The sequence below is a fragment of the Terrirubrum flagellatum genome, assembly GCF_022059845.1.
Classification (GTDB): Bacteria; Pseudomonadota; Alphaproteobacteria; order Rhizobiales; family Beijerinckiaceae; genus Terrirubrum; species Terrirubrum flagellatum.
On record NZ_CP091851.1, the window covers coordinates 5,047,104 to 5,072,558 of the forward strand.

At 64.1% G+C, this 25,455-nt stretch carries 24 protein-coding genes; 10 read left to right on the forward strand and 14 right to left on the reverse strand.

What is annotated here, in order from left to right; translation table 11 throughout:
- Window positions 1-112 precede the first annotated feature (112 nt).
- The gene (locus L8F45_RS24550; protein WP_342360455.1) at window positions 113-1,573 is read left to right on the forward strand and encodes a glucosamine inositolphosphorylceramide transferase family protein; all 1,461 of its coding nucleotides are present in this window, start codon (window positions 113-115) and stop codon (window positions 1,571-1,573) included.
- A gap of 15 nt (window positions 1,574-1,588) precedes the next feature.
- Here L8F45_RS24550 and L8F45_RS24555 read toward each other — a convergent pair whose 3' ends face one another.
- The 3 genes from L8F45_RS24555 to L8F45_RS24565 are packed head-to-tail and all read right to left on the reverse strand — an operon-like array spanning window position 1,589 to window position 4,775.
- Window positions 1,589-2,599, reverse strand: coding sequence for a 4-hydroxyproline epimerase (locus L8F45_RS24555; protein ID WP_342360456.1), 1,011 nt, complete (start codon window positions 2,597-2,599; stop codon window positions 1,589-1,591).
- Between the two features lie 2 nt (window positions 2,600-2,601).
- On the reverse strand, window positions 2,602-3,834 hold the full coding sequence (locus L8F45_RS24560; RefSeq protein WP_342360457.1) for an NAD(P)/FAD-dependent oxidoreductase: 1,233 nt from the start codon (window positions 3,832-3,834) through the stop codon (window positions 2,602-2,604).
- A 20-nt stretch (window positions 3,835-3,854) separates the two neighbouring features.
- On the reverse strand, window positions 3,855-4,775 hold the full coding sequence (locus L8F45_RS24565; protein WP_342360458.1) for a dihydrodipicolinate synthase family protein: 921 nt from the start codon (window positions 4,773-4,775) through the stop codon (window positions 3,855-3,857).
- A gap of 28 nt (window positions 4,776-4,803) precedes the next feature.
- On the opposite strand from L8F45_RS24565, the gene L8F45_RS24570 reads away from it, so the two are divergent.
- The gene (locus tag L8F45_RS24570; protein ID WP_342360459.1) at window positions 4,804-5,517 is read left to right on the forward strand and encodes a GntR family transcriptional regulator; all 714 of its coding nucleotides are present in this window, start codon (window positions 4,804-4,806) and stop codon (window positions 5,515-5,517) included.
- A 34-nt stretch (window positions 5,518-5,551) separates the two neighbouring features.
- On the opposite strand, the gene L8F45_RS24575 is transcribed toward L8F45_RS24570, so the two are convergent.
- Window positions 5,552-6,292, reverse strand: coding sequence for an aspartate/glutamate racemase family protein (locus L8F45_RS24575; RefSeq protein ID WP_342360460.1), 741 nt, complete (start codon window positions 6,290-6,292; stop codon window positions 5,552-5,554).
- A gap of 162 nt (window positions 6,293-6,454) precedes the next feature.
- On the opposite strand from L8F45_RS24575, the gene L8F45_RS24580 reads away from it, so the two are divergent.
- On the forward strand, window positions 6,455-6,661 hold the full coding sequence (locus tag L8F45_RS24580; RefSeq protein WP_342360461.1) for a hypothetical protein: 207 nt from the start codon (window positions 6,455-6,457) through the stop codon (window positions 6,659-6,661).
- A complete protein-coding gene (locus L8F45_RS24585) occupies window positions 6,658-8,070 on the forward strand; it encodes an amidase (protein WP_342360462.1) in 1,413 nt (470 codons plus the stop codon). The genes L8F45_RS24580 and L8F45_RS24585 overlap by 4 nt, the downstream gene beginning before the upstream one ends.
- A 37-nt stretch (window positions 8,071-8,107) precedes the next feature.
- On the opposite strand, the gene L8F45_RS24590 is transcribed toward L8F45_RS24585, so the two are convergent.
- The 5 genes from L8F45_RS24590 to gntR form a co-directional block, all read right to left on the reverse strand.
- A complete protein-coding gene (locus L8F45_RS24590) occupies window positions 8,108-9,235 on the reverse strand; it encodes a malate/lactate/ureidoglycolate dehydrogenase (RefSeq protein ID WP_342360463.1) in 1,128 nt (375 codons plus the stop codon).
- Window positions 9,217-10,440 (reverse strand): UxaA family hydrolase, encoded by a 1,224-nt coding sequence (locus L8F45_RS24595; RefSeq protein ID WP_342360464.1) that lies wholly within the window; start codon window positions 10,438-10,440, stop codon window positions 9,217-9,219. The genes L8F45_RS24590 and L8F45_RS24595 overlap by 19 nt, the downstream gene beginning before the upstream one ends.
- Complete coding sequence (locus L8F45_RS24600) at window positions 10,437-10,742, reverse strand: UxaA family hydrolase (protein WP_342360465.1); 306 nt, start codon at window positions 10,740-10,742, stop codon at window positions 10,437-10,439. Before L8F45_RS24600 ends, L8F45_RS24595 begins: the two co-directional genes overlap by 4 nt.
- A gap of 2 nt (window positions 10,743-10,744) precedes the next feature.
- Window positions 10,745-11,395 (reverse strand): RraA family protein, encoded by a 651-nt coding sequence (locus tag L8F45_RS24605; RefSeq protein ID WP_342360466.1) that lies wholly within the window; start codon window positions 11,393-11,395, stop codon window positions 10,745-10,747.
- Window positions 11,396-11,486: 91 nt separating this feature from the next.
- The gene (gntR, locus tag L8F45_RS24610; protein WP_342360467.1) at window positions 11,487-12,506 is read right to left on the reverse strand and encodes an HTH-type transcriptional regulator GntR; all 1,020 of its coding nucleotides are present in this window, start codon (window positions 12,504-12,506) and stop codon (window positions 11,487-11,489) included.
- 319 nt (window positions 12,507-12,825) lie between these two features.
- Between gntR and L8F45_RS24615 the strand changes: the two genes are divergently transcribed.
- The 3 genes from L8F45_RS24615 to L8F45_RS24625 are packed head-to-tail and all read left to right on the forward strand — an operon-like array spanning window position 12,826 to window position 15,976.
- A complete protein-coding gene (locus L8F45_RS24615; RefSeq protein WP_342360468.1) occupies window positions 12,826-14,193 on the forward strand; it encodes an ABC transporter substrate-binding protein in 1,368 nt (455 codons plus the stop codon).
- Between the two features lie 56 nt (window positions 14,194-14,249).
- Window positions 14,250-15,128: a carbohydrate ABC transporter permease gene (locus tag L8F45_RS24620; RefSeq protein ID WP_342360469.1), complete on the forward strand. Its 879-nt coding sequence runs from the start codon at window positions 14,250-14,252 to the stop codon at window positions 15,126-15,128.
- Window positions 15,125-15,976 carry a carbohydrate ABC transporter permease gene (locus L8F45_RS24625; RefSeq protein ID WP_342360470.1) on the forward strand — a complete coding sequence of 284 codons (852 nt, stop codon included), beginning with the start codon at window positions 15,125-15,127 and terminating at the stop codon, window positions 15,974-15,976. Before L8F45_RS24620 ends, L8F45_RS24625 begins: the two co-directional genes overlap by 4 nt.
- Window positions 15,977-16,113: 137 nt before the next feature.
- Here the strand turns inward: L8F45_RS24625 and L8F45_RS24630 are convergent, their stop codons facing one another.
- Window positions 16,114-16,941: a carbon-nitrogen hydrolase family protein gene (locus tag L8F45_RS24630; protein ID WP_342360471.1), complete on the reverse strand. Its 828-nt coding sequence runs from the start codon at window positions 16,939-16,941 to the stop codon at window positions 16,114-16,116.
- A 316-nt stretch (window positions 16,942-17,257) separates the two neighbouring features.
- Between L8F45_RS24630 and L8F45_RS24635 the strand changes: the two genes are divergently transcribed.
- Window positions 17,258-17,533, forward strand: a complete 276-nt coding sequence (locus L8F45_RS24635) for a hypothetical protein (RefSeq protein WP_342360472.1) — start codon at window positions 17,258-17,260, stop codon at window positions 17,531-17,533.
- A 244-nt stretch (window positions 17,534-17,777) separates the two neighbouring features.
- Entirely contained in the window at window positions 17,778-19,172 is a 1,395-nt protein-coding gene (locus L8F45_RS24640; RefSeq protein ID WP_342360473.1) for a M20 family metallopeptidase, read from the forward strand.
- Here L8F45_RS24640 and L8F45_RS24645 read toward each other — a convergent pair.
- Together L8F45_RS24645 and ribA are read right to left on the reverse strand one after the other, a co-directional pair.
- Window positions 19,127-21,481 (reverse strand): hypothetical protein, encoded by a 2,355-nt coding sequence (locus L8F45_RS24645; RefSeq protein ID WP_342360474.1) that lies wholly within the window; start codon window positions 21,479-21,481, stop codon window positions 19,127-19,129. The genes L8F45_RS24640 and L8F45_RS24645 overlap by 46 nt on opposite strands.
- Window positions 21,482-21,615: 134 nt before the next feature.
- A complete protein-coding gene (gene ribA, locus L8F45_RS24650; RefSeq protein WP_342360475.1) occupies window positions 21,616-22,722 on the reverse strand; it encodes a GTP cyclohydrolase II RibA in 1,107 nt (368 codons plus the stop codon).
- 262 nt (window positions 22,723-22,984) lie between these two features.
- Between ribA and L8F45_RS24655 the strand changes: the two genes are divergently transcribed.
- Complete coding sequence (locus L8F45_RS24655; protein ID WP_342360476.1) at window positions 22,985-23,542, forward strand: cytochrome b; 558 nt, start codon at window positions 22,985-22,987, stop codon at window positions 23,540-23,542.
- On the opposite strand, the gene L8F45_RS24660 is transcribed toward L8F45_RS24655, so the two are convergent.
- Both L8F45_RS24660 and L8F45_RS24665 read right to left on the reverse strand, forming a co-directional pair.
- A complete protein-coding gene (locus tag L8F45_RS24660; RefSeq protein WP_342360477.1) occupies window positions 23,539-24,393 on the reverse strand; it encodes a class I SAM-dependent methyltransferase in 855 nt (284 codons plus the stop codon). The two genes, L8F45_RS24655 and L8F45_RS24660, sit on opposite strands and share 4 nt — an antisense overlap.
- Window positions 24,390-25,442 carry a glycosyltransferase family 4 protein gene (locus L8F45_RS24665; protein ID WP_342360478.1) on the reverse strand — a complete coding sequence of 351 codons (1,053 nt, stop codon included), beginning with the start codon at window positions 25,440-25,442 and terminating at the stop codon, window positions 24,390-24,392. Before L8F45_RS24665 ends, L8F45_RS24660 begins: the two co-directional genes overlap by 4 nt.
- Window positions 25,443-25,455 lie beyond the last annotated feature (13 nt).

A 25,455-nucleotide genomic window follows, 5' to 3' on the forward strand; every position in this document is an offset into this window, starting at 1 on the left:
TCATCAATTCCAAAAGGATCGCGTGCGTCGCAAATCGACTCATTCCTTAACGCTTGCAATTCAACATGCCCGCGCGGCGGCGTCCATCGCGCCCTCAAACAACCGTGCGAAGATGTATATCCAACTCCTTGTTGATCCGTTGCGCCTCTGGAGCTGGCACGCGGCGCTGGCGACTGACCTTCAGGCTGCCGGCCATCGCGTTTCTGTCAAGCTTGCGCCCACCGCAACGCACAAGGCCTTGCCGGCGGGCTATACGCTTCTCGAAGCGCTGGAGACAATGACCGCACGGGGCCGGCGGATTCGCTATGCGAAGCGCATAGCTCGCTCGGACATCGCGGTTAGCGATGCGTCGAACGATGAGGCTGCTGATCTGATCATCGACACAACCGGAACGGCGGCGCACGCGTCCGAGAGCGCGAATCGAATCGCGCTGACATTCGACGGCGGCGAGGAATCCGTCGCGATGATCGCTCTCTGCGAGGGAGCGCTTCCCACGCTCACATTGACGCGCGGCGATGGAACGCTGATCGCCAGCGCGACGCCTGCGATCGAGCGGCCGCTTTCGCTGACGCGGGCGCTCGATCATCTCTTCTCGCGGGCGCTGACGCTGTGTCGGAGTGCGCCGCGTTTTCTTCAGAAGAACGGAACGCCAGGAGTTGAGCCGGACATCGCGATGCGACGGAGCGCAAGCTTCTCACCCGTCGCCGCGAAGCTTGCGGCGCGCGCCATTGCCGCGCGACTTGCGGCTATGGTGAAGCAGGGGCCGCGCTGGCGCACGGGCTACCGCATCGCCGCCAGTGATCGCGTGATCGATCGCATGCAATGGCCGGCGTCTTCCTATTCGATGCTGAGCGATGACGGCGCGCGCTTCTACGCCGATCCTTTCCCGGTCTGGAGAGGCGGCGTCTGCCATGTCTTCATCGAGGAGTATCCGTTCGCGACAGGCAAGGGCGTGTTGAGCGTTTTCACGCTCGATAAGGAAGGGCGCGCCTCGACCGTGCGGCTGGCGCTGGAGCGGCCCTACCATCTCTCCTATCCCATGATCTTCGAGCGCAACGGCGCGACGTGGATGATTCCGGAGACGAGCAACGCGCGAACGATCGAGCTCTATCGCGCTGATCCCTTTCCCGATCGCTGGGTGTTCGAGCGGACTTTGGTGGAGAACGTGATTGCGTCGGATATGACGCTGCTCGAACATGGCGGCAAGCTCTGGCTGCTTGGCACGCTGGCTGAAGAAGGGGGCTCGACCTGGGACGGGCTCGGCGCCTTCGTCGCCGACGATCTCTTCGGCGCATGGCGCGCGCATCCCGCCAATCCCCTGCTGATCGACGCCTCCTGCGCGCGACCGGCGGGATTCGCGGCGTCAACCTCCGCAGGACTCGTGCGGCCGGTTCAGGACTGTCGCGCCCGCTACGGCGCTGGTCTGGCGCTCGCGCGCATCGACAGGCTCGACGAAGAAGGATTTGCGCAGACGGTCATCGCGCGCCTGCCGCCCGACGCGCGCTGGAAAGCGGTGGGCGCACATACGCTCAACGAATCCGAAGGCGTGGAGGTGGTCGACTGGATTTCGTGAGCGCGTGCGTCGCTCTCAGATCCGGTCCTTCACTTCGAAGCCATGCGCGAAGGGGTCGCGATCGTCGATGAAGATCGTGTTGTAACCGGTCTGCCGCGCCCAGCCTTCGATCGAAGGAATGATCGCCTCGTAGTTCCCGACTTTCGCGGCGGCCTCGACGCGTCCCTTGAAGATCGAACCGATGATGCTCTCGTGATTGAAGGCGTCGCCAACCTTCAGCTTGCCCAGCGCCGCCCACTGCGCCATGCGCGCGGATGTGCCTGTGCCGCAGGGCGATCTATCGATCGCCTTGTCGCCATAAAAGACTGCGTTGCGCGCATGCGCGTCCGGCTTCGTCGGCTTACCCGTCCACAGCACATGCGACAGGCCGCGGATCAGCGGATTATCGGGATGAACGAAGTCATACTTCGCGCGGAACGCCGCGCGCACGCGTGGGCTGAGCCGCAGAATGTCTGATGGCTGGATGTCAGCGATATCGGTGAAGACATCCTGTGGATCGACGATGGCGTAGAAATTCCCGCCATAAGCGACGTCAACCTTGAGTTCGCCAAGCCCCTCGACTTCGGCGGTCAGCCCGCGCGAATGCAGGAAAGAGGGCACATTGGTGATGCGAACGGAATCGATATAGGCGCCGTTCTGGACATAGGTCGCGACAACCTTGCCTGCGGGCGTGTCGATGTTGAGAACGCCCGGCGTCTTCGGCGAAACGAGTCCACGCTCCAGCGCCATCGTCACCGTGCCGATCGTGCCATGGCCGCACATGGGCAAACAGCCTGACGTCTCGATGAAGAGAGAGCCGATATCGCAATCTTCACGCGTCGGCGGATAGAGGATCGCGCCGGACATCATGTCATGGCCGCGCGGCTCGAACATCAGCCCGGTGCGAATCCAGTCGAACTCTGCGAGGAAATGCTCGCGGCGCTCGGCCATGGTCTTGCCTTCAAGACGCGGACCGCCGCCGGCGACCAGCCGCACGGGATTGCCGCAGGTATGTCCGTCGACGCAGAAGAAAGTGTGCGTGGCCATGATCAGAATCGCTGCGCGCTGAAAGGCGTGAGGTCGATGGATGTCGGCCGCCCGCCGACGAGTTCCGCAATCAGCCGCCCGGTCGCGGCTGATTGCGTGAGACCGTAATGACCGTGACCGAAGGCGTAAAGCACGGCGTTCGATGCGGTCGACTGGCCGATGACGGGAAGCGAATCCGGCAGCGACGGGCGATGCCCCATCCAGAGGCGACCGGTCTCGAAGGCGGGCGCGCCTTTGAGAAAGCGCGCGGCCTTGTCGTAGAGCGCGCGCGTGCGAGCATGGTTCGGCGGCGCGCTCAATCCGGCGAATTCGACGGCGCCGCCGATGCGAAGGCCCGACTCAAGCGGCGATGTGACGAAGCCGTGCCCTTCAAACGCGATCGGTCGCGAAATCAGGCCGGTGACGCCGGGAAAGCTGACATTGTAGCCGCGCTCGCTTTCGAGCGGGATCGCGTCGCCAAGCTGTTTTGCGATCTCGCGCGACCAGACGCCCGCGGCGAGAATGATGCGATCGGCGTCAAGCGTCGATCCATCGTCGAAGCGAAGGCGCGGCCGCTCGCCGCTTTCGATTGCGATTACTGCGCCCTTGTGAAAGGCGAGACCACGCTCCATTGCCCTGTCGAACAAAGTCGTGGTGACGAGACGCGGGTCGGACACATGCGCCGTGTTGGCGTGATAGGCGGCCTGTGCAAAGCGATCATCGAGCGCGGGCTCGAGCTGTTTCAGCTCATCGCGATTGATGAGATGGAGATCGACGCCGACTTCCTTCTGCCGCGCGAAAATCGGCCGCATGCGCGCAAACATCGCGGGATCATCGAAGACATAGAGGCCGCCGCGATAATGGATGAGATTGTTGATCGCCAGCGCATCGGCGCGCGCCTTCCAAACCGGCATCGCGAGCGATTGCAGCGCAATCAGCGCCTCCATGGCGCGATGATAGGGTCCAGGTCGCGCCGCAAGAACGAAGCGGATGAACCAGGGCGCGACGCCAAGCGCATAGGTCCAGCGGATCGCAAGCGGCCCGAGCGGATCGGTCAGAAATCCCGGAATCTGGCGCAGGATTTTCGGCGAGGCGAGCGGCGTGATGTCGGTATGCGCGATCCAGCCGGCGTTGCCCTGCGATGTGCCGGCCGCAGGGCCTTCGCGATCAACGATCGTGATTTCATAGCCTTCGTCGGCGAGCGCATGCGCGCAATTCAGCCCGACGACGCCGGCGCCGACGACGATGATTTTCATGCGCAGTCAGATCGGCCGGATCACGCCGCTTTGCTGAGGCCGGAGAGATCCGGCCGCGTCGCCAGCGCCTTCTTCACCACGGCTTCAATATGCGCACGTTCGGCGCCGATCACCGGGAGACGCGGCGCGCGGCAGCGATCGTTCGTGCCCGTGACCAGCGCTTCGACCAGCTTGATATTCTGCACGAGCTTGGTCGAGACATCGAGATCAAGCAGCGGCTGGAACCAGCGATAGATCTGCGTCGCTTCCGCGAAACGACCCTGCTGCGACAGCCGCCAGATCGCGACCGTTTCCTCGGGGAACGCGCAGACGAGGCCGGCGACCCAGCCTTGCGCGCCGACGGAGAAGCTTTCGAGCGCGAGATTGTCGACGCCGGTGAAGACGCGATAGCGATCGCCGCAAGCGTTGAAGATTTTGGTCACGCGGCGCACGTCATCGGACGATTCCTTCACCGCGGCGAAGAGCGGCTCATCCGCCATCTCGACCAACATCGCCGGCGTGATGTCGACGCCGTAGGCAACGGGATTGATGTAGATCATCACCGGTTTGCCGCCGGCCTTCGCCACGGCGCGATAATGCGTGATGGTCTCGCGCGCGTCGGACTTGTAGGGCGCGCCGGGCAGCACCATGAAGCCGTCGACGCCCTGCTTCGTAGCCTTCTCCGCGAGCGAGCAGCCCTTGCGGGTCGAGCTTTCCATGATCGTCAGCAGCACCGGGATGCGGCCGGCGGCGACGCGGCGCGCTACTCCAAGGATCTCCAGCTTTTCCTCGGGATCGAGCGTCGAGGCCTCGCCGAGCGAGCCGCAGACGATGAGGCCGTCGACGCCGGCCTTCACCTGCAGCGCGAAGCTCTTCTCCATTTCGGCGATGTCGAGCCTGTCATCCTCGGTGAATCGGGTGGTGACGGCGGGAAACACGCCGGTCCAGAGGTTCGCGGCCATGACAGTCTCTCTTGCGTGACGATGTAGCGTGATATATCTGATAGGCGTGCGGAGCGTCAAGGCCGATATGGATCAGCGGCTCGAAACGAGGAAGGGAGGCGAGACGCTGGCCGAGCGGGCCTATCGCCTGCTCGAGGAGCGGATCGTCACGCTGAAGCTCGCGCCGGGCGCCTGGGTCACGGAGCAGGAGTTGGCCTCGCAGGCGGGTCTTGGACGCACACCGGTGCGCGAGGCGGTGCAGAAGCTCATCGGCGAAGGTCTTGTCATCGTCTATCCCCGCCGCGGCATGCTCATTTCCGACATCAGCCCGATCGATGTGTTTCAGGCGCTGGATACGCGCATGGCGCTGGAGCGGCTTCAGGCGCGGGACGCGGCGCTGCGAGGGAAGCCGGCGGAACGAAAAATGGCCTTGGAATATGCAGGAAAAATGCGATCTTTCTGCAAATCCGGCGGCGACGCCGCAATCGACGACTATCTCGCGATGGACAACGCCGCCGACGCGCTGCTGGCGACGGCGGCGAGCAATCCGTTCACGAGCAAGGCGTTGCAACCCCTGCAGTCGATCTCGCGTCGCGCCTGGTTCCGTTTCTGCCGCGACGCCGATCTCGCGTCGGCGGCTACGCTGCACGCCGATCTGCTGGACGCGGTGGCTGAGGCGCAGGCTGAGAGGGCGGCGGCCGCCGCCGGCGACCTCGTCGAGCATGTGCGAGACGCCATCCGCGCGGGATTGCGCGCCGGTTGATCGCGACTCGCTGCCGGAGTGATATATTAGTGGGTCAATCCGCCATCAATTTCGTCAGCGCCGGAGGCAGGCCGATCGTTTCGACCGGCGGCGCCTTGGCGAGCGGACCGCGTTCCGCCTTGCGCGCGTTGACGCGGACCATTGCCTCCAAAGCTCCCATGGTCGCCTGCATGCAATCGATCAGCGGCGCGGACGCGCGGTCGGCGATTTTCTCAGCGATGCCAAGGAGCCCGGCGCCGCCGAGGATGACGATGTCTGCCCCATCCTTCTCGATCGCGGCGTTGCAGGCGTCTGCGAGCAGCGCGTAGGCGGCTTCGGGGTTGGCGGCGATCTCCGCGCCGGTGGGCGCGACGGTGCGCACGCTCGCGAGCCGGTCCTTCAGTCCGATCATCGCAACGAACTCTTCCAGCATTGGCCCCCAGCGCAGGCCGCCTGTGATGATCGAGAAGCGTTGGCCGAGCGTGCAGGCGACATGGCAGGACGCCTCCGCCATCCCCGTCACCGGAGCATGCGAGGCTTCGCGAAGCGCAAGCAGGCCGGGATCGCCGAAGCAGGCCAGCATCACGCCATCGGCGCCTTCGCCGTGGCGCGCATAGGCGTCGAGCGCGGCGTGGCCGGCGATCGCCGCGGCGGCGCGCGAGCCGATATAGCGCGCGCCGAAAGCCGCCGTGACGCCGATGATCTCCGTTCCCGGAGCCGCGGCGCGTCGCGCCGCATTGGCGACGAGATCGGTGATGCTTTCGCTGGTGTTGGGATTGATCAGAAGAAGCCGCATGGCGTGTTGAAGCCGGTTCGGCGGCGGCTTGGCAAGGTCCTTGCGACCGGAGCGCTGCAATGCTGCGTCGAGTTTGCTGCAGGTTGCCGACCTCGCGCCAATCGTCTCATCATGTCGGCATTCGCAGCGCGCGTCGCGTCAGGGATCGGGGGCGTAATCCAGATGAGTGAAGCAACGAAGGCGGCGCCTGACACCGTCGCCGCGAATGCGAAGCGCGGCGGGCTTGAAATCGATGATGCGACGGCTGCGCGGATCGCCAGCGCGGTCTCCCCGGCGCTCGGCGCCTTCGATTGCGCGGCGTTGCGGCTGCCGATGGAGGAGGAGCCGTCGGGATGGACGCGCCGCGCGACCGAAGGAGCCGCGGAATGAGCGCCGCCTCGAACGATCCCGCGCTCTGGACGCTGAGCGAGGCGCTGACGGCGCTGAAACGCAAGCGCGTGTCTTCGCTGGAGCTGACGAAAGCCTGTCTTGCGCGCATCGAGCGTATCGCGCCGAAACTCAACGCCTTTCTTTCCGTCGATGCGGAGGCGGCGCTGAAGGCGGCGCGCGCTGCTGATCGCGCGCGGGCGAAGGGCGATAAGCTTCCGCTGCTCGGAATTCCGCTCGCTCATAAGGATATGTTCGCGCGCAAGGGGCGGACGATGTCGCGCGGCGCGCGGCAGAGTTTTGCGCCCGACGTCGAGGACGCGACCGTGATCGCGCGTCTCGCCGCGGCGGGCGCGCTGCATCTTGGCCCGCTGCACATGAATGAGTTCGCGTTCGGACCGACCGGGCACAATGTCCATGACGGCCCCGCGCGCAACGCCTGGGATGTGACGCGCATCACCGGCGGATCATCTTCGGGATCGGCGACGTCGGTTGCGGCGCGGTTGATCTATGGCGCGTTGGGCTCTGACACCGGCGGCTCCGTACGTATGCCGGCGCATTTCTGCGGCGTGACCGGCCTCAAGACGAGCTATGGCCGCGTGTCGCGCGCCGGCGCCATGCCGCTCTCCTTCACGCTCGACACGATCGGTCCGCTGGCGAGAAGCGCCGAGGACGCCGCCTGGCTTCTCTCCGTGATCGCAGGCGTCGATCCGCGCGACGCGACTGTTCCTGACATCGCGGTTCCAAAACCACCCTCGGCGAAGGCGCCTGCGGCGGGCATGACAATCGGCGTTCCCGACGCCTACTACAATGAGGGCCTCGATCCCTCGGTCGCCAAGGTGGTTGAGGACACGCTCGCTACGTTCAAATCACTCAAGGTGAAGATCAAGCCGGTCAAGCTGCCGGATCAGCGTCGCGTCAATGCGGCGTGCCAGGTCGTCATCGGCGTCGAGGCGACGGCGATCCATAAATCCATGCTGATCGACTCGCCGGAGAAATATGGCGCGCAGGTGCGCAACCGGCTGCAGAACGGGTTCGGCTTTTCAGGTGTCGAATATGTCGAGGCGATGCGCTTCCGCAGTTTCGCGCTCGCAGAATATCTCGCGGCGACGAAGGGATGCGACGCGATCCTTGTTCCGACCTGCCCGACGCCTGCGCCGACGATCGAGGAGACCGATGTGGGCGGCGCGCCGGGCGCCGAGGCGATCATCCAGCAGATCACGCGCTATACGAGGCCGGCGAACATTCTCGGCCTGCCGTCGCTGACGATCCCGTGCGGCTTCTCCGAGGATGGAATGCCGATCGGATTGCAGCTCATGGGGGCGCCTTTCGCCGAAGCGACGTTGCTCGCGCTTGGCGGCGCATTCCAGGGCGCGACGGACTACCATCTCCGTATTCCGCCAGTTGATTGAGCAACCATCGCGCCGCCCGATCAATTATTCGGCACGGCTAAAGCGGTTTCGGAATCTGCGCGTCAGCGAGTCCGACGCGTCGGCCGGCGTCCGCGATCACGGTCCAGCTTCCGGGATCGTAACTCACCTTGTCGCCGGCTTCCGCACGCGCGCGAAACTCCGGATCGCCCGGCGCGAGAACCTCCTTTGAGCCTTCCGATGGCGCGGAGGATTTCACCCAGCCGATGAAGCGCTCGACGCGCGCGCGCCAGTCGCCGGCGATGTCGGCGAATTTCGCGGGATCAATCACGATCGCGAGCATCGAATTGTGGATCGTCTCCTTGTCGCGGGATTCCGCAATCGTCTCGCCGCCGCCAAGGATCGAAGACAGCAATTCGCTCACCATGGCGAGGCCGTAGCCCTTGTGCTCGCCGAACGGCGTCACCGCGCCGGTCGAATCCGGGAAGATCACATTGGGGTCGTCGGTCGGGCGTCCATCCCTGTCGAGAAGCGCGCCGAAGGTGACCTTCCTGCCGGCAAGCCAGGCGACGCGCGTCTTGCCGACGGCGATCCGGCTGGTGGCGAAATCGAGCAGGAAGGGTTGCGCGCCCAGGCGTGGAATGCCGATCGCCTGCGGGTTGGTGCCGTAGCGCTTCTCGCGTCCGCCGAACGGCGCGACGGCGGGGCGCGTGGTGACGACGTTAACCCAGAAGAGGCCGATCATCCCTGCCGCCGCCGCCTGCTCGGCGTAGGTTCCGATGCGGCCGATGTGATGGGCCTGGATGAGATTGACGAGCGCGATGCCGTGCTCGCCCGCGATCTTCAGCGCGGCCTCGGTCGCGTCATGTCCGGCGACCTGTCCCAGCGCGGTGTCGCCGTTGAGCACGAGCAAAGCGCCGGCGCGCAGCTTCTCGCTGAGCGTGTTGGACGGCTTCAGCGCGCCGCGCTCGATCGCATCGACATAGGCGGGAACCATGCCCATTCCGTGCGAGGGGTGGCCTGAGAGATCAGCGGCAACAAGATGATCGGCGGTGATTGCAGCGTCGCGCGGCGACCAGCCAGCCTTTTCGAACAGAGCGCGGCAATAGGCGTGGATAGCGTCGCGCCGGAAAACAAGCTTGTCGTCAGCCATGAAGATGATCTCTGAATTCGCGATCGTATGCGACGTCACGCGGCGGGCAGGCATGACGGGCCAATCGGCTCGAAGCTTTTATAGGTCAGGATGAATTCCTGGTGGCCCATCGCTTCCGATTTGGTGCGCGCGCCATTTCCGAGGCCGACGATGAGATCGACGATTTCGGAACCGACCTGATCGAGCGTCGCGCGTCCCTGCAGGATGCGGCCCGCATCGACATCCATGTCGTCTTCCATGCGCCGATAAGTTTCCGGATTGGCGCAGATCTTGATCACGGGTGAGATGGCCGAACCGACCACGGAGCCGCGGCCGGTGATGAAGAGATTCACATGCGCACCGCAGGCCATCAGTTCCGCGATCTCGGCGTTGTCGTTGATATTGGGGAAACCGAAACGCACCTCGCCATCGGGCACCACGTCGAGAAGATAGAGCCCGCCGCGCGGCGGAATATCGCCCGGCTTCAGCAGACCCGAGATTTTTGAAGAGCCCGACTTGGCGTAGGCGCCCATCGATTTCTCTTCGATCGTGGAAAGCCCGCCATCGGCATTGCCGACGGCGAAGGAGCCGTAGCCCAGCGTCGCATAATATCGAGCGGCCTTGGCGACGGAGCCTTCAAGCTCGCGCGCGAGATCGGGCGTCGCGGCGCGCGCCGCCATGATGTGCTCGCAGCCGATCAGTTCACCCGTTTCCTCGAAGATGCAGGCGGCGCCGGCATCGACAAGCTGGTCGAAAGCGCGACCAGCGGCGGGATTGCCGGTGATGCCGCTTGTGCCGTCAGAGCCACCGCAGACCGTGCCGATGACGAGTTCGTCGAGCCGCATGGGAACGGTCGCCATCGCGTCAAGCGCGGCGCGCTGCTCCGCACCCCAGGCGCGCCCTTCCTCGATCGTCCTGCGCGTGCCGCCGACCGCCTGGATGACGAGCGTCTTTAGCGGTCGGCCAGACGCGCGCACGGCGCGTTCGAGGCCGTATTTGTCGAAACTCTCGCAGCCCAACGAAACCAGCAGCGCCGCGCCGACATTGGGATGGGTCGCCAATCGCTCCATCATCTTCTGGGCGTAAGGATTGGGATAGCAACCGGGAAATCCGATGACATGCACGTCCTGATCGCGCAGCGGCAAGGCGATCTCGCGCGCGACATGATGAGCGCATTCCACGAGATAGGCGACGATCACCACATTGCGCAGCCCCTTGCGGCCGTCGGCGCGGAGATAGCCGCGTATCGGCGCAGGAGAAAGCTTCGCCGCCGCGCTCATGCCGCCTTGCCTCCATTCTCGATCACATAGGTCGGCGTGTAGTCGCTGACGACATTGTGGACATGGACATGCTCGCCCGTCGCGATGGCGCGCGTGGCGCGCCCGATCGGCGCGCCATATTTCAGGATGCGCTCACCCGCAGCGATGTCGCGACGCGCGATCTTGTGGCCAAGACGCAGATCGAAATCGAGTTCATGCTTGCGGCCGCCGATCGCAATACTCTCGCCTTTCGCGATCTGGTCGCGCGCGACGAACACATTGTCGTCGGGGTGCAGCAGGAGAAGGCGCGGGTCGGCGTCCATGATCAGAACTTGCCGAATTTGAGATAGGCCTCCTGCGGATCGACGCCGGACAGGATGGCGCTGCGCACCTTGTTTTCGGTCTTCACCGCTTCTTCGGCTTTCGTCACGACGTCCTCGACGATGGCGCGCGGAATGCGCACCGCGCCGTCGCGATCCGCGACCATATAATCGCCGGGCTCGACAACCACGTCGCCGATGCGGATGGGAACATCGAATCCCTTCGGCAGCCAGTAGCCGACGATGTCGCGCGGCGTGAAGCCGCTGCACCAGGTCTGAAACCGCATCTTGAGCAGGAATTCGACGTCGCGCGCGAGCCCGTCGATGAAGCAGCCAAGCACGCCCTTGTTCTTCAAGGTTTCCGCCGAAAGCTCGCCCATGTTGGCGATGATACGATCATGCGGCTGCGCGACCCAGATATGGCCTGGCTTCGCTTTCGACAGCAGCCCGGTCCAGGCGAGAAGCGTTTCATGCGCGTCGGCGCGCGGATCGACCCGGCCCTCGATCGTGAAGACCGGTCCGGCCATCGGCTCCTCCGGCATAATCGGCCTGATCTCGGGCGGAAAGGTGAAGTCGCGCAGGCCCATGCCGCGCATGATGTCATGGACGACGCCGGTGTAGCAGGCGCGCAGACGGCTCGTCAGATCCTCGGTCACCTGGACTTGGCCTCCCTGATTTTCCGTCAGTCAAACGAGGCGCGTGGGGCTTCGCAAGCCGCCTCGGGGCATAGTCGGCATGCGGCCGGAATCAGCGTCGCGTGCTTTCGCGAATGCGAACGCTGAAGCCGAGATCAATCGATTTCGCAGGAATGGGGGCGCCTTCGATGGCGGCGACAGCCATCTCAACGGCGCGCCTGCCGATCTCATAGCGTGGGGTGCTCACAGTGGTCAGCGAGGGATAGACGGCGGCCGCGGCCTCAAGGTCGTTGAAGCCTGCGACCCCGATATCGTCAGGCACGCGTAGGCCGCTGCGCTGGCATTCGAACAGGGCGCCGAGCGCAAGATCGTCATTGTTCGCCATCACGGCGTCGATGTCGGGCCGCCGCGCATGCAATTCGCGGAAGAGATTGCGGCCAAGCGCCATGCTGGAGGAGGCGGGCGTCGAGGCGATCAGGGTCTGATCGCGAACGCCAATTTCGGCGAGCGCGTCCTGATAGCCCGCGATGCGGCGCAGCGTGCGCGGGTCGAGGCGGGCGGCGATGTAACCAATGCGGCGATAGCCGAGCCCCAGCATACGCTGCGCGAGCGCGCGCCCGGCGTCGAAATGAGAAAAGCCGACAGCCATGTCGATCGGCGTCGCTGCGGCGTCCATGATCTGCACGACAGGGCGGCCGCATTCGCGCAGCAAAGCGCGCGCCGCCTCCGTCTGATCGACTCCGGTGAGGATGAGGGCGGCGGCCTTCTGGCTGAGAAACAGCCGCAGCATGCGTTCTTCCTGCTCCGGCGAGTAGCGGAAGTTGGCGATCTGAATTTGGAAATGCGAATCTTCGACCGCGTCATAGGCGCCGCGCAGCACATCGGCGAAAACGGCGTTGGTGATGGAGGGAATCATCACGGCAAGGACGTTCGTTCGCGACGAGGCGAGGGCGCTGGCGTTTTGATCGACCGTATAGTCGATTTGCTGAATGCTCGACGCGATGCGACTGCGCAGAGACGCCGACACCAGCGACGGGTCCCGGATCGCGCGCGACACCGTAATGGGACTGACGCCGGCCAGAGCCGCGACGTCCTTCAACGTCGGGCGGCGGCTCTCCCCCCTTTTTTTCACCGCTTCCTCCCCGCCCGGTTCGCGCCGGGCTTCTTGACAAGATGATTGCGCAATCACTACGGTCGCGCAAAGAAAAATTTGGGGGAACCGCATCTCTGTCATTCGTTTGAGCGCTGTCATCCAATCTCAACGCGGGCGGGGGCCTGCGTCGGGTGCGCACGCGAGAGGCTGAGGTTCGACTTCCGTATTTCGTGGACTGCGCCGGCGCCCTATGATCGGGGAAAGCCGGACGCATCCGCAGAAAATGCAGATGTTGCGTGGCGACGCTCGCGCCACGCGCGTCGTCACAAAATATCCGGGCTCTTAGGGAGGTTTATTGATGAAGAAATTGATCGCAGCGGCGCTGGCGTCCGTCTCGCTCGCGCTCGTCGCGCCGGCGAAAGCGCAGGAAGTCCTCAATGTCTGGTGGGTGAAGGGCTTCTACAAGTCAGAAGATGACGCGCTCTACGCGGCCATCAAGAAGTTCGAGGAAAAGTCGAAGGTCAAGGTCGAGCTGTCGCAATATCCTGTCCAGGACATGATTCCGAAGACGGTGGCGGCGATCGATTCGGGCTCGGTGCCTGACGTGGCCTATGCCGACGTCTACGACTTCCAGGTCACGGGCAAATGGGCGTTCGACGGCATTCTCGAAGATGTCTCCGGCGTCATCAATCCGATCAAGGATCGCTTCGCGCCGAACACGATCGAGACGACGTTCCTCTACAACGACAAGACCAAGGCGAAGGCCTATTACGCCTTTCCGCTGAAGCAGCAGACGATGCATATCGAGCTCTGGCTCGACATGCTGCAGCAGGCCGGATTCAAGGAAAGCGACATTCCGAAGGACTGGAAAGGCTATTGGGCTTTCTGGTGCGACAAGGTGCAGCCAGCCTATCGCCGCGCGTCCGGCACGCGCAATTTCGGCATCGGCCAGCCGCTCGGCGTCGATTCCAGCGACAGTTTCTATTCGTTCCTGACCTTCATGGACGCCTACAACGTCAAGCTGGTCGACGATAACGGCAAGCTGCTTGTCGACGATCCCAAGGTGAAGGAAGGCCTCGCCAACGCGCTGAAGGATTACACCGAGCCTTACACCAAGGGCTGCGTGCCGCCGTCGGCGACAAGCTGGAAGGATCCTGATAACAACGTCGCCTTCCACAACAAGACGACCGTGCTTACCCACAATGCGACGATCTCGATCGCCGCGAAGTGGCTCGATGACGCCAACAACGAAGCGCTGAAGCCGGAAGAGCGGGCGCAGGCCAAGAAGAATTATGACGAGCTGATCCGCACGGCCGGCTTCCCGAACAAGCCGGACGGCACGCCGATGCGCTATCGCACCGCAGTCAAAACGGGTGTCATCTTCGCCAATGCCAAGAACAAGGCGCGCGCGAAGGAGTTCGTGACCTTCCTGCTTGAGGAAGAGAATCTCGGACCTTATGTGGAAGGCGCGCTCGGCCGCTGGTTCCCGGTGACGAAGGCAGGTCAGGAAAAGCCGTTCTGGCAGGCTGATCCGCATCGCCGCTCGGTCTACAATCAGTACAAGGACGGCACGGTGACGTTCGAATTCACCAAGAATTACAAGTTCACCGTGCTCAACAACGAGAACGTCTGGGCGAAGGCGATGAACCGGATCATCAATGAGAAGATTCCGGTCGATAAAGCCACGGATGAACTGATCGCCCGCATCAAGCAGGTCGCGGGCTGACCTCGTAACCGCGCGGCGGCTTTGAAGTCGCCGCGCCTCCTGCACGGGAGACATTCATGTCGACCGCGACTGTCGCGCAAGGCCCCGCATCTTTCTCAGGCGACGCCAAAAAGGGCGGGCTGTCGCAATGGCAGATCTGGGGGATCATCCTTGTCGTCCCCTATCTCGCCGTCTTCGCGCTCTTCGTCATCTATCCCGTGTTTTACGCTTTCTGGCTGGCGCACAGCCCGGAGAGCTACGTCAAGCTTTATGACGATCCGATTTTCGCGCGCGCGGTCGTCAACACGCTCGTCTTCATCTTCGTCGCCATCAATGTGAAGATGGTGATTGCGCTCGGACTCTCCGGATTCTTTCTCAACGACCGGAAATGGATCCGCTGGCTTTCGGTGCTCTTCATTCTGCCCTGGGCGGTGCCGTCGATCCCGACGATCCTGTCAGTCAGATTCATGCTCAATCCGGAATGGGGCATCATCAACCAGACCTGGTTCAAGCTGACTTTCGAGGACGGCCCGAACTGGCTGAACGAACCATGGCTCGCGCTGACCTTCGCGATGCTCGTCCATATCTGGAAGTCGCTGCCGTTCTGGACGCTGATCCTGCTTTCGGGGCGCATGGCGATCTCGAACGACATGTATGAGGCGGCCTCGGTCGATGGCGCATCGACCGTGCAGAAATTCCGCTTCATCACCTGGCCATCGATCTCGCAGCTCTATCTCACCTGCGCGCTGCTCTCGACGATCTGGACGCTCGGCGATTTCAACAGCGTCTATCTCCTCACCGGCGGAGGACCCGCCGATCTCACCCATGTGCTGGCGACGCTCGGCATTCGCTATCTCCGCCTCGCGGAAGTCGACATGTCGATGGCGACGATCGTATGCGCGCTGCCGATCATCCTGCCGCTGGTCTATTTCATGATGAAGCGGCTTTCGAAATGAATCGTCCGATCCTCCGCTCCATCACCACCGAAGCGAAGCTGCTGCTGATCGGCATTCCGGTCTTCATCTGGACCATCCTGCCGATCTATCATCTCGCCCTGTTCGCCTTCTCGTCGAAGGATTCGGCCTTCTCCGGCAATCTCTGGCCGACCCATCCGACGCTCGACAATTTCATCATCGTGTTCGGCCAGAAGCACTACTATCTCAATAATTTCTGGCGGCAGCTCTGGAATTCCTGCTTCATCGCCGCGATGACGGGCATCCTGACGTTGATCGTCGCGACCTTCGCCGCGTTTGCGATCAGCCGGCTGAAGGTGAAGGGCGGGCGCATCGTGCTCAACATGGCGCTCTTCACTTACTTTATCCCGGCCGCCTTCCTTGCCGTGCCGATGTATCGCGTGATGGGGCTGTACGGTCTGCTCAACAGTCAGTGGGCTCTCATCATCGCGATGATGACGATCGCCGCGCCCTACGCGATCTGGGTGCTCAAACAGGCGTCGGACAAGCTGCCGGTCGAGCTCGACGAAGCCGCTGTCATCGACGGCGCGTCGCCGATGCAGCTCTTCTGGCTCGTCTATATCCCGCTGATGGTTCCGTCGCTGGTCGCGATCGGCGCCTATGCGATTCTGCTCGCCTGGAACGAATATCTCTACGCGTTCCTGCTTCTCTCGCGCGACACGTCGATTCCGCTGCCGGTGGCGCTCGGGAATTTCCTCGCCGCAGACGATTCGCCCTGGCCGCTGCTGATGACGACAGGGTTGATTTATGCGGTCCCGCCTGCGGCGATCTATTACGTCTTCCGCAAATATATGGTGTCGGGCCTTACGGCTGGCGCGACGAAGGGGTGATCCAGTTTGTCATCCCGGGACATCGCGAAGCGATGGACCCGGCACCCGGAAGATCGCGCCGCTCAACCTTTTTCTGGATCCCGGGCTCGCGCTTTCCGCGCGCCCCGGGATGACAAATTTGGGGAAGTTGCGCCGCTCTACGCGAACAATTCCGGCCGCTTGTGCTGCGCCACCGGAATCTGCGCGCGCGCCTTGTCCACTCGCTTCATATCGATGCGCGTCGCGGCCGTACCAACGCCATCCGATGCCTTCGCGATGACATGGCCCCAGGGATCGATCACGAGCGAATGGCCGTAGCAGGCGCGTCGTTCATTGCCTTCATTGTGAAGGCCGGTCTGCGCGGCGGCGGCGACATAGGTTTCGTTCTCGATGGCGCGTGCGCGCAGCAGCACCTCCCAGTGATCCTTGCCGGTCGCGAGCGTGAAAGCGGCGGGCAGCGCGATCATCTGCGCGCCCTTGCGCGCCAGCGCCTGGAACAGTTCGGGGAAGCGCAGGTCATAGCAGATCGAGCAGCCGATCGTGACGCCTTCGCAATCATAGGTCACCACGGCGTCGCCAGGCGCGAAGCTCGCGGACTCCTTGTATTCGGAGCCATCGGGTGTCGTGATGTCGAAGAGATGGATCTTGCGGTAACGCGCGACTTCTTCGCCCTTGCGATTGAAGACCACGGTCGTGTTGTGCAGCCGATCCTCGCCCGGGACTTTCTCCAGAATGCTGCCGGCATGGACGAACACCTTGTGCTCGCGCGCGATATCGCGACAGAGCGTCCAGGCCGGGCCGCCCGGCAATTCCTCTGCGGCCGCCTGCTGATCCGGCTTGCGGCCGCCAAGATAGTCCCACACCTCCGGCAGCATGATCCAGTCAGGCTGATCCTCGCGGATCGCCTGCTCCATCAGCTCGCGCGCCTGCGCCAGATTGGCCTGCTTGTCCGTGTCGGAATTCATCTGGATCAAAGCGACTTTCATTTTGCTCTCCCGGCGACGCGGCGTTCATGGCTACGACTGTCGCGCGCGAACGCAGCCTTCGCAATGACGTCGGCGAAGACGCCCATTGCAAGACAAGCATTCTTTCTCGCGCCGCAACAAGCCCGGATGCATTCGCCGCTATCGATGCAGGCAAAGTTCGCCGCGCGCCGTAGGCACAACATTGTTTCGGGCGCTGTAACAGACGAAACAATAAAAGTTCGTGCGCGTGCGCTGCCACACATCGTTACGTCAGGTCGCGCTCCAGAAAGGCGTCACTCGGAGCGCAACGTTCCGACCGCAATCACGGGAGCTGACCATGACCACTTTCAAGAAGACCCTCACCGCCGCCCTCGCCGCCCTTTCGCTCGCTGGCGCCATGACCATCACGACCTCGTCCGCGGAAGCCTACTGGCGTCGCGGCTACAATGGCGGCGCCGTCGCCGCCGGCGTCGTCGGCGCGCTTGCGCTCGGCGCGATCGCGGCCTCCGCCGCGCAGCCGACCTATGTCAGCGGCTGCTACATCCAGCGCCAGTCGGTGTGGAGCGACTATCGCCAGGGTTACGTCGTTCGTCGCGTGCGCGTCTGCCAATAAGCTCCGGCCTCAACCGGATGCGAAGGCCCGCTTCGGCGGGCCTTTTCTTTTGCGGCAGAGCGGGATGTGAAAAAGACGAAACAGGTCTTTCGCGCCGATCCCGCTCTGAACTTTTGGAATCGATCACGATGGTTTTGGACGGATTCCGTCCCAAACCATCGTGATCTCGCTGCGCGACCGGCCGTCGCAATGGTCATCCCTGATGTGATCGGATAGGCCGCTCAGGCTTGTTCGAGGACTTCACATGACCCGCGCCGCCGCCATCGCCGCCGCCCATGCGCATTTTGATTCCGGCGCCTTCAAGAGCGATCTCGCGCGCCGCCTTGCCATTCCGACCGAGAGCCAGAACCCCGACCGCGCCGCCGATCTTCGTCGCTATCTCGAAGAGGAGATGATCCCGGCGCTGACCGCGATGGGCTTCTCGACGCGCATCCTCACCAATCCGAATGCGCGCGGCCCGTTTCTATTCGCCGAGCGCATCGAGGACCCCGCCGCCCTGACCGTGCTGGGCTATGGCCATGGCGACGTCATCCGCGGCCTTGACGCCATGTGGAAGCCCGGCCTGTCGCCCTGGGCGCTGATCGAGAAGGACGGCCGCTGGTACGGCCGCGGCGTTGTCGACAACAAGGGCCAGCACGCGATCAATCTCGCGGCGCAGGCGCAGGTTCTGAAAGAGCGCGGCAAGCTTGGCTTCAACGCGAAATGGCTGATCGAGATGGGCGAGGAGACGGGCTCGCCCGGCCTGCGCGAGGTCTGCGCGGAACATCGCGACCTGTTCAAGGCCGACCTCCTCATCGCGTCCGATGGGCCGCGCCTATCGGCCGAGCGCCCGACGCTTTTCCTTGGAGCGCGCGGGGGCATGGCGATCGATCTTGAGATCAATGCGCGCGAGGGCGGCCATCATTCCGGCAACTGGGGCGGGCTGCTCTCGAATCCCGGCATTCTGCTCTCGCACGCGATCGCGTCGATCGTCGGGCCGAACGGCCAGATCCGCCTGCACGAGCTGGTGCCCGATCACATCCCGAAGTCGGTGCGACGCGCGCTTGCGGATTGCGTCGTCGATGGCGGGCCCGACGGTCCGGAGATCGAGCCCTGGTGGGGCGAGCCGGGCCTGACAGCGTCCGAGAAGGTGTTCGGCTGGTGTAATTTCGAGGTGCTCGCCTTCGAGTGCGGCACGCCGGCGACGCCTGTGAACGCCATTCCGCCGCGCGCCTGGGCGCGTTGCCAGCTCCGCTTCGTCGTCGGCGTCGATCCCATGGGCGTCGCGCCGGCGATCCGCCGTCATCTCGATCGGCAAGGGCTCGGCATGGTGAAGGTCTCGACGCTGGGCGACGAGCGTTTCGGCGCCACCCGGCTCGATCCCGATCACCCCTATGTCCGCTGGGCCGCGAAGTCCTTTCAGGAGACGAGCGGCAAGAAACCGGCGATCCTGCCCAATCTCGGCGGCGGCCTGCCGAACGACATCTTCGCCCATCTGCTTGGACTTCCCACGGTGTGGGCGCCGCATTCTTATCCCGGTTGTTCGCAGCACGCGCCGAACGAGCATGTGCCGATCGAACTGGTGCGCGAGGCGCTCGGCCTGATGGCCGGACTCTACTGGGATTTGGGCGAGTCGGACTTCCCGCGCATCCGCTCCTGAAGCTCGGCGAGGGCTCCACGGAACGGCCGGAAGCGGAAGGCGACGTGATGCGATCCCGGCGGGATCGCCACCGCGCGAAACAGCACGTTGGCGCGTTCGATCACGACAGGCGCGCCATCGAGCGTCGCGAACCACCAGGGCATGAAGGGATCGTTGAGCACGAGCCAGCCGCCGTCAGGCGCATCGACATCGATCTCGATCGCCGTGTTGCGATGGGATGAGATGCGCGCTGCGCCGGAGCGCCTTTCCGCCTGTTGCGCATCAGGCGCCTGTTCGAGCAGCACTGTCGCGCGCGGATCGAAGTCCGGCCATTTCCCGTCTTTCAGGAGCTGATCGAAATCGGCTTTCTCCGCGCGCGCCGCCAGCATCACGCGCGGCAGCGCATCGGGATTTTCGTAGACGAAGCCGTCTTTCGTTTTCGCGATCAGCGCCCATTCGCCGGGTTTCAAGTTCTTGTCGATTTCTTCGATCGGAACGCCTGTCGCGATGAAGCGCAGCCCGAGCATGTTCGTGAGCAGCGAATGATAGGATGGCGCGAGAGTCGAGAAGCCGCGCTGATCGGGAAGCGCGACATGATCCTGCGCGCCTGTCGCTCTGGTGTAGAGCGCAAGCCGGAGCGGATTATAGCCGAGCGTATTTTCGAGCCCATGAACGAGGCTGGCGTTCGGCCAGTGAAAGCCAAGCGCCGCGAGCTCGATGCGGTCGCGACGATCCGGCGACGCGGTCGCCTGCGTCTTCGCTTTGAGCAGCGCGATCGTCTCGTTACGGCTGTCCGGTCGCAGCACGTCGTAGGTCTCGGGCGGCAGCGCGTTCGCGCCATTCGGCCCATTGTTGAAGGCGAGATCGATCGTCGTCACGCCGACAAGAGCCAGCGCGGCGAGCATCGTGCGGCCTGCAGCCCATCGCGACGAGAGATAAAGTGCCGCCGCTCCTGCGACGAAGGAGATTGCAGCCCAGGCGAGAGGAACCGGCGTCATGTTGAGACGATCAATGCGAACGCCAAGCCCAATCGCGAAAGCAAAGCAGGCGGTGACAAGAAGAAAATTCAGCGCAAACCGTGAGCGCGATGTCGCTGGTTGCGCCGCGCTCAGCCAGCGATGGGCGAGCCAGCCACAGCAATAGGCAAGACAGAAGCCGATGAGAAACGTCGCGTCGGCGGGACGGCGATAGAGCTTCACGCCCGGCAGGACTTCGTAGAAGGCGTGGAAGGCCGGCGAGTACCAACCGAGCGCGTAAAGCAGCAGCAGCGCCGCTGCGATCGAGAAGAACCTGATCTCGCGCGACCATAATTCCCCGCGCAGAAATCCGCGCGCGAGAAGCAGAAGGAAGGGCGCGGCGCCGAGATACATCACGCCCATGTTCTGCGCGATGAAGAGGCCGGTGTCGCGCCACGCGAAACTCGGCGGTCCCCAATATTTCTCCATCTCGTAGGCGGCGCCGAAGAGATGCGGAATGACCGCGGTGATCAGCAGCGCGGGATGGAGGGAGCCGCGGCCGGCGCCGACAAGATCGATCTCGGGCCGGTTGGATTGTTCGGCGAGCAGCCAGGTCAATGTCACCGGCGGCAGCGTGATCAGCGCGCCGACGATGGCGCCGGCGATCAAGGGCGCAAGGCTCGCGCGAAAACTCCGCCAGCGATCCTCGACCGTAAGCCAGAAGGTCACGAGCCAACCGGCGAGAAGATAGACGCCAAGCAGCGAAATCTGATCGCGCCCGAGCACGAGCAGCGCCGCGGCGAATCCGGCGAGCGCGCCATAGATGAGGGAGCTTCGCGTCAGAGCGCGATCGAGCAGCCAAAGCGCAATGGGCAAATAGCTCAGGCTCAGAATCTGACCGATATGCTGCGCGCGCCATGACGACGACGCGCCGAAAGAAAAGATCAGCGCCGCGAGAACCGCGCCGCCCCAATGCCATTGGCGGTCCCTAAAAAACAGGATCACAAAACATCCGCCAATCAGCAGCGCGCCGAAGGTCGCAGCGTCCGTTTCGCGGAAGCTCGGCGCCGCTTCGATCAGCGCGAGCAGCAGAAAGGGCGGCGAGAAGATCAGGGATTGCGGATCGGCGATCTGCGGCGAACCCGAAAAAACATTCGGCGTCCAGAATGGGGATTCGCCGGCGTGAAGCGAGCGCGCGAGGAATTGCAGCTGCGGCTGGAAGTGCGCCTTCGCGTCCCACGGGATCGTCACCTGGCCGGACAGCCAGGGCCAACAGCAGATCGTCCAGCAAAGCGCGAACAGAGCGAAAACGGGAAGAAGCGGCCAGCGAGCGGCGCTTCGCTTCTCTGGCAGCGTCATCCCCTCGACCGTCATTCCGGAAGCCGCGCAGCGGCTGTCCGGAATCCAGTTATCTCACGCAGGGAATGGATTCCGGGTTCGGCGCTGCGCGCCGCCCCGGAATGACATTGGATGGAAGACGCGCGCAGCCGCATTCCAACTGCGGCTTGCTATTCCTTCGGCCGGGCGCGCGCGGCGAGCGCGTCGAAGTCGATGATATGGCCGGCGCGATCGCGCTTCGAGGCGAGGTAACGCACATTCTCGACGGTCGGGCGGCCCAGCACGCGCTGGTCGGACACGACGTCGAGGCCGGCGCGCTGCAGCGCGACGATCTTCTGCGGATTGTTGGTCATGATCCGGACATGCGCGACGCCAAGCTGGCGCAGCATCTCGGCGGCGAAATCGAAGCGCCGCTGATCCGCTTCGAAGCCGAGCACCTCGTCGGCGTCATAGGTGTCGAAGCCCTGGCTCTGCAGCTTGTAGGCGCGCATCTTGTTGGCGATGCCATTCCCGCGGCCTTCTTGATCGAGATAAAGGATTACGCCGCCGCCATCGCGCGCCATGCCCTGGGCGGTGTCGCGAAGCTGGTCGCCGCAATCGCATTTCAGGCTGCCGAAGAGATCGCCGGTGAGGCAGGCGGAATGCAGGCGCATCGGCACCGGCTGGTTGAAATCAGGCCGGCCGATGATGATCGCCACCTGATCACGTAGGCCTTCGCCGCCGCGGAACACGACGAACTCGCTGTCGGGCGCCCCCTCGAGCGGAACCGGCGCGCGGCCAACGATGCGGAGATCGCGCAGCTTCGCCCGGCGATAGCCGAAGAGCGACACGGTATCGACCTTCACAATCGCGGGATCGATCGCGGAGTCCGCAGTGAGGGGAACGACGACAAGCGCGGGCAGCGCATAGGAAAGGGCGGCGAGTTCGATCGCGGCTTCGTCGAGCTTGGTCGCGCAGGCGACCGGCGCGTCGATGCGGCCGTCGATGTGCAGCGACAGGCGCTCGATGCGAGAGAGATCGATCGCTGGCAAAGCAATGGCCCCGGGCGTCGTGCGTTCGACGCCAAGACGGCGGAGCCGCGCCGAAGGGAGCACCAGCCGGGCGCGGCCGGCGGCGAAGCTTTCCAGATTGGTTGCGAGATCGATGTCGAAGGCTTCGACGCCAATCGCCAGCGCCGCGTCGCCGTCCTGTTCGATCAGGGCCGGCCGGCCCGCGCGGAATTCGGCGATCGCGCGCTCGACGGAAATTACGTCGCTGTTGGGGATCAGGCTGAACATGCGGGGCGACTCTTCACACTGTCTCGCGCCGATCCAATAAACAGATCGTGAATGGTATTTGGCGCAGCACCATTCCTACAACCAGTGAGCGTTAGATGACAGATCATGACCGGGCGATGAACGCCAAACCAATCTCCAGTGTTCCGCGCCAAGACGTGAATGGCGACGGCTTGCGAGGGCCGCCCGCGCCAGCGCATCCTTCGGTCGTCGCCTGTCGGTCGGATGTCCAATCCGGCGAGCGCTCAGGTCTGAGGTCCGCCGCATGACCAGCCCAACCGGCTATTCGCCGCCTGCGAAATGGCTTCACTGGCTCACCGCCTTCGCGGTGCTGGGGATGATCCCGCTTGGCCTTTACATGGTGCGCCGGGGCGCGATCACCAACTTCGACGAACTCACGAACACGCTCTACACCACGCACAAGACGGTGGGGTTCCTCGTGTTCTGGCTGGTCGGCATGCGGATCGTCTATCGCGTCCGGGCCGGCGCCCCGGCGCCCGCCGCGACGCTGACCCCGCTGGAGCGCATCGCCTCAGGCGCGGTCCATCATCTGCTCTATGTGCTTCTGCCCGTTGTTCCTTTGCTGGGCTGGGCCGGCGTCTCGGCCTATGGGGCGCGGGAGACGCTGGGCGGTTTCTCGCTGCCGCCGCTGCTGCCAAATAATCCGCCGCTCGGCGAGACCATCCTCGCCATCCACGGTTACGCGGCCCTGCTCATGGCGGCCCTGATCCTCGCGCATATCGGCGGAGCGCTCATGCATGGCGTGATCAAGCAGGACGGCGTGCTCAACCGCATGATCGGCTGGTGGCCGCTGAAGCGCTAGGCCGGGCGCGCCCAGAGGTCGAGGTGGCCGACAAGGGGGCTTGAATCGGATTGGGCGAGCGACGCCAATCTGGCCTCTCGCCAGGCCGCTACGCCGTCCGGCGCAAATCCGGTCTCTCCGGCCGCTTGGGCGATGCCTGCGATCAGTTCCTCGGCGAGCGAGGCTTCGCGGGCGCCCAATCTCCACGGGCTGTCGCCAGTCGCGACGCGATAGCCGCTGGCGGCGAACGCTGAAGCCATCCTGCTGATCGCATCCGGTCCTGCGGACGGGCCAAAGCCCTTGTCGCGGCGCTGGTGCTCAAGGAACGCGCGATGGATGCCGGCGTCGAGCGCATGCGGCGGCGTCCATTCCTCGCGGCCGTCATAGGTGAGCACGGTGTAGAGCGGCAGCCGGTGGCGCGCGAGCGACGCAACGAAGCGGTCGATCCAATCCGCGGAGACGAGATCGAACAATGCGGCCGCCGTCACGAGATCGGGCCGCCAGCCCAGCACGCGATCGACATCGGCGTTGAGATCGGCGCGACGGAAATCGACAGCGATTTCCTTGCCGGCTTTTTCGATCAGCAGTTCCTCGCCCTGACTCTCCGCGCGATCGGCCCATGCCGCGAGACGATCGCGCGCGACGGCGAGCAAGGTTGGATCATAGTCGATCAACGTCCAGCTTTGCCGCGAGGCGGGAAGCGCAAGCGCCGCGCCGCGCAGATTCGAGCCGGCGCCGCAGCCGAGATCAATGATCGAGAGATGGTCCGCGCCGGCGAAATGCGCCGCGACCTCGGAGAGAATGTCGCGATTGCGCGCGGCGTGATCGGCGGGTTCGCGCAGCGCCAGCCAGTCGGCGGAAAATCCGCTCATCGCAGGCCTCGCATCACCTCGTACAAGACAGATGCGATCGCGGCCGCCGTGTCGCTCCAGCGCGGCAGCGTCGCCGCATGCGCCCAGGCTGCATCGGCGCAACGCTGGCGCAGCGCGTGATCGTCAATCATGCGCGCCACCGCATCGGAAAACGCAATGGCATCGCCCGGCGGAACCTTGAGCCCGCATTCGAAAGGCACGGTGTCCGCCAGCGCGCCGCCAGTGGTGGAGACCACGGGCAGACCGCGCGCCAGCGCCTCGGTCGCGACCATGCCGTAGCCTTCATAAAGCGACGACATCACGAAGAGATCGGCGCCGTCATAGGCTGACGCAAGCTGATCAGCCGACAAGGCGCCGAGGAGCTTCACGCGGCCATCGAGCGCATGGTCGGAGATCATCTCGCGGACCTGCGCAACGGTTTCTGGCGCATAATTCAATCCGCCCACGATCGAGAGGGTCCAGTCGCGGTCAGCGATGCGCGCCATCGCGTCGATCAGCACGTCGTAGGCCTTGCGCGGAATGACCGATCCGACGGCGAGAATATGCATGCCGCCCGAACCATGAGCGCGCGGCGCCTCGTCGACTCCCGGCTCCGCAATGATGATCTTTTCAGATGAGACGCCGAAATCATCGATCAGCGTCTTGCCGGTGATCGCGCTCGTGACGATGATCGATTCCGCCAGCGCCAGCGCTTCTTTTTCTGTTTGAAGAAATTTTTGCGCGCGGGCGGGATTGAGGCCCGCTTCAAGCCCCAATGGGTGGTGCACAAGCGCGACGACAGGCCGGTGAAAGCCGCGGATCAGATCGGTCGGCATCGCGCCATAAGCGAGCCCGTCAATCAGAAGGATCGAGTCGCCTGGGGTGGCCGCGATGGCAGCGGCCGCTGCTGCAATGTCCTCTGCCGTCGGAGCTGGCCATGCGCCCGATAAGGGGAGGTGACGCAGATCAATTTCATACTTCTCAGCCAGCGCCAGCACGCGCCGGTCGTAGGCGTAGCCGCCGGTCGGCGACGACAGATCGCCGGGAATGACGAAAAAGGCCTGCGGCATCGGCGTTTCAGGC

Coding starts and splice junctions, on each gene's coding strand:
- L8F45_RS24550 (WP_342360455.1), top strand. CDS start 113: ATGTATATCCAACTCCTTGTTGATCCGTTGCGCCTCTGGAGCTGGCAC.
- L8F45_RS24555 (WP_342360456.1), bottom strand. CDS start 2,599: ATGGCCACGCACACTTTCTTCTGCGTCGACGGACATACCTGCGGCAAT.
- L8F45_RS24560 (WP_342360457.1), bottom strand. CDS start 3,834: ATGAAAATCATCGTCGTCGGCGCCGGCGTCGTCGGGCTGAATTGCGCG.
- L8F45_RS24565 (WP_342360458.1), bottom strand. CDS start 4,775: ATGGCCGCGAACCTCTGGACCGGCGTGTTTCCCGCCGTCACCACCCGA.
- L8F45_RS24575 (WP_342360460.1), bottom strand. CDS start 6,292: ATGCGGCTTCTTCTGATCAATCCCAACACCAGCGAAAGCATCACCGAT.
- L8F45_RS24580 (WP_342360461.1), top strand. CDS start 6,455: ATGAGTGAAGCAACGAAGGCGGCGCCTGACACCGTCGCCGCGAATGCG.
- L8F45_RS24585 (WP_342360462.1), top strand. CDS start 6,658: ATGAGCGCCGCCTCGAACGATCCCGCGCTCTGGACGCTGAGCGAGGCG.
- L8F45_RS24590 (WP_342360463.1), bottom strand. CDS start 9,235: ATGCCTGCCCGCCGCGTGACGTCGCATACGATCGCGAATTCAGAGATC.
- L8F45_RS24595 (WP_342360464.1), bottom strand. CDS start 10,440: ATGAGCGCGGCGGCGAAGCTTTCTCCTGCGCCGATACGCGGCTATCTC.
- L8F45_RS24600 (WP_342360465.1), bottom strand. CDS start 10,742: ATGGACGCCGACCCGCGCCTTCTCCTGCTGCACCCCGACGACAATGTG.
- L8F45_RS24615 (WP_342360468.1), top strand. CDS start 12,826: ATGAAGAAATTGATCGCAGCGGCGCTGGCGTCCGTCTCGCTCGCGCTC.
- L8F45_RS24620 (WP_342360469.1), top strand. CDS start 14,250: ATGTCGACCGCGACTGTCGCGCAAGGCCCCGCATCTTTCTCAGGCGAC.
- L8F45_RS24625 (WP_342360470.1), top strand. CDS start 15,125: ATGAATCGTCCGATCCTCCGCTCCATCACCACCGAAGCGAAGCTGCTG.
- L8F45_RS24630 (WP_342360471.1), bottom strand. CDS start 16,941: ATGAAAGTCGCTTTGATCCAGATGAATTCCGACACGGACAAGCAGGCC.
- L8F45_RS24635 (WP_342360472.1), top strand. CDS start 17,258: ATGACCACTTTCAAGAAGACCCTCACCGCCGCCCTCGCCGCCCTTTCG.
- L8F45_RS24640 (WP_342360473.1), top strand. CDS start 17,778: ATGACCCGCGCCGCCGCCATCGCCGCCGCCCATGCGCATTTTGATTCC.
- L8F45_RS24645 (WP_342360474.1), bottom strand. CDS start 21,481: ATGACGGTCGAGGGGATGACGCTGCCAGAGAAGCGAAGCGCCGCTCGC.
- ribA (WP_342360475.1), bottom strand. CDS start 22,722: ATGTTCAGCCTGATCCCCAACAGCGACGTAATTTCCGTCGAGCGCGCG.
- L8F45_RS24655 (WP_342360476.1), top strand. CDS start 22,985: ATGACCAGCCCAACCGGCTATTCGCCGCCTGCGAAATGGCTTCACTGG.
- L8F45_RS24660 (WP_342360477.1), bottom strand. CDS start 24,393: ATGAGCGGATTTTCCGCCGACTGGCTGGCGCTGCGCGAACCCGCCGAT.
- L8F45_RS24665 (WP_342360478.1), bottom strand. CDS start 25,442: ATGCCGCAGGCCTTTTTCGTCATTCCCGGCGATCTGTCGTCGCCGACC.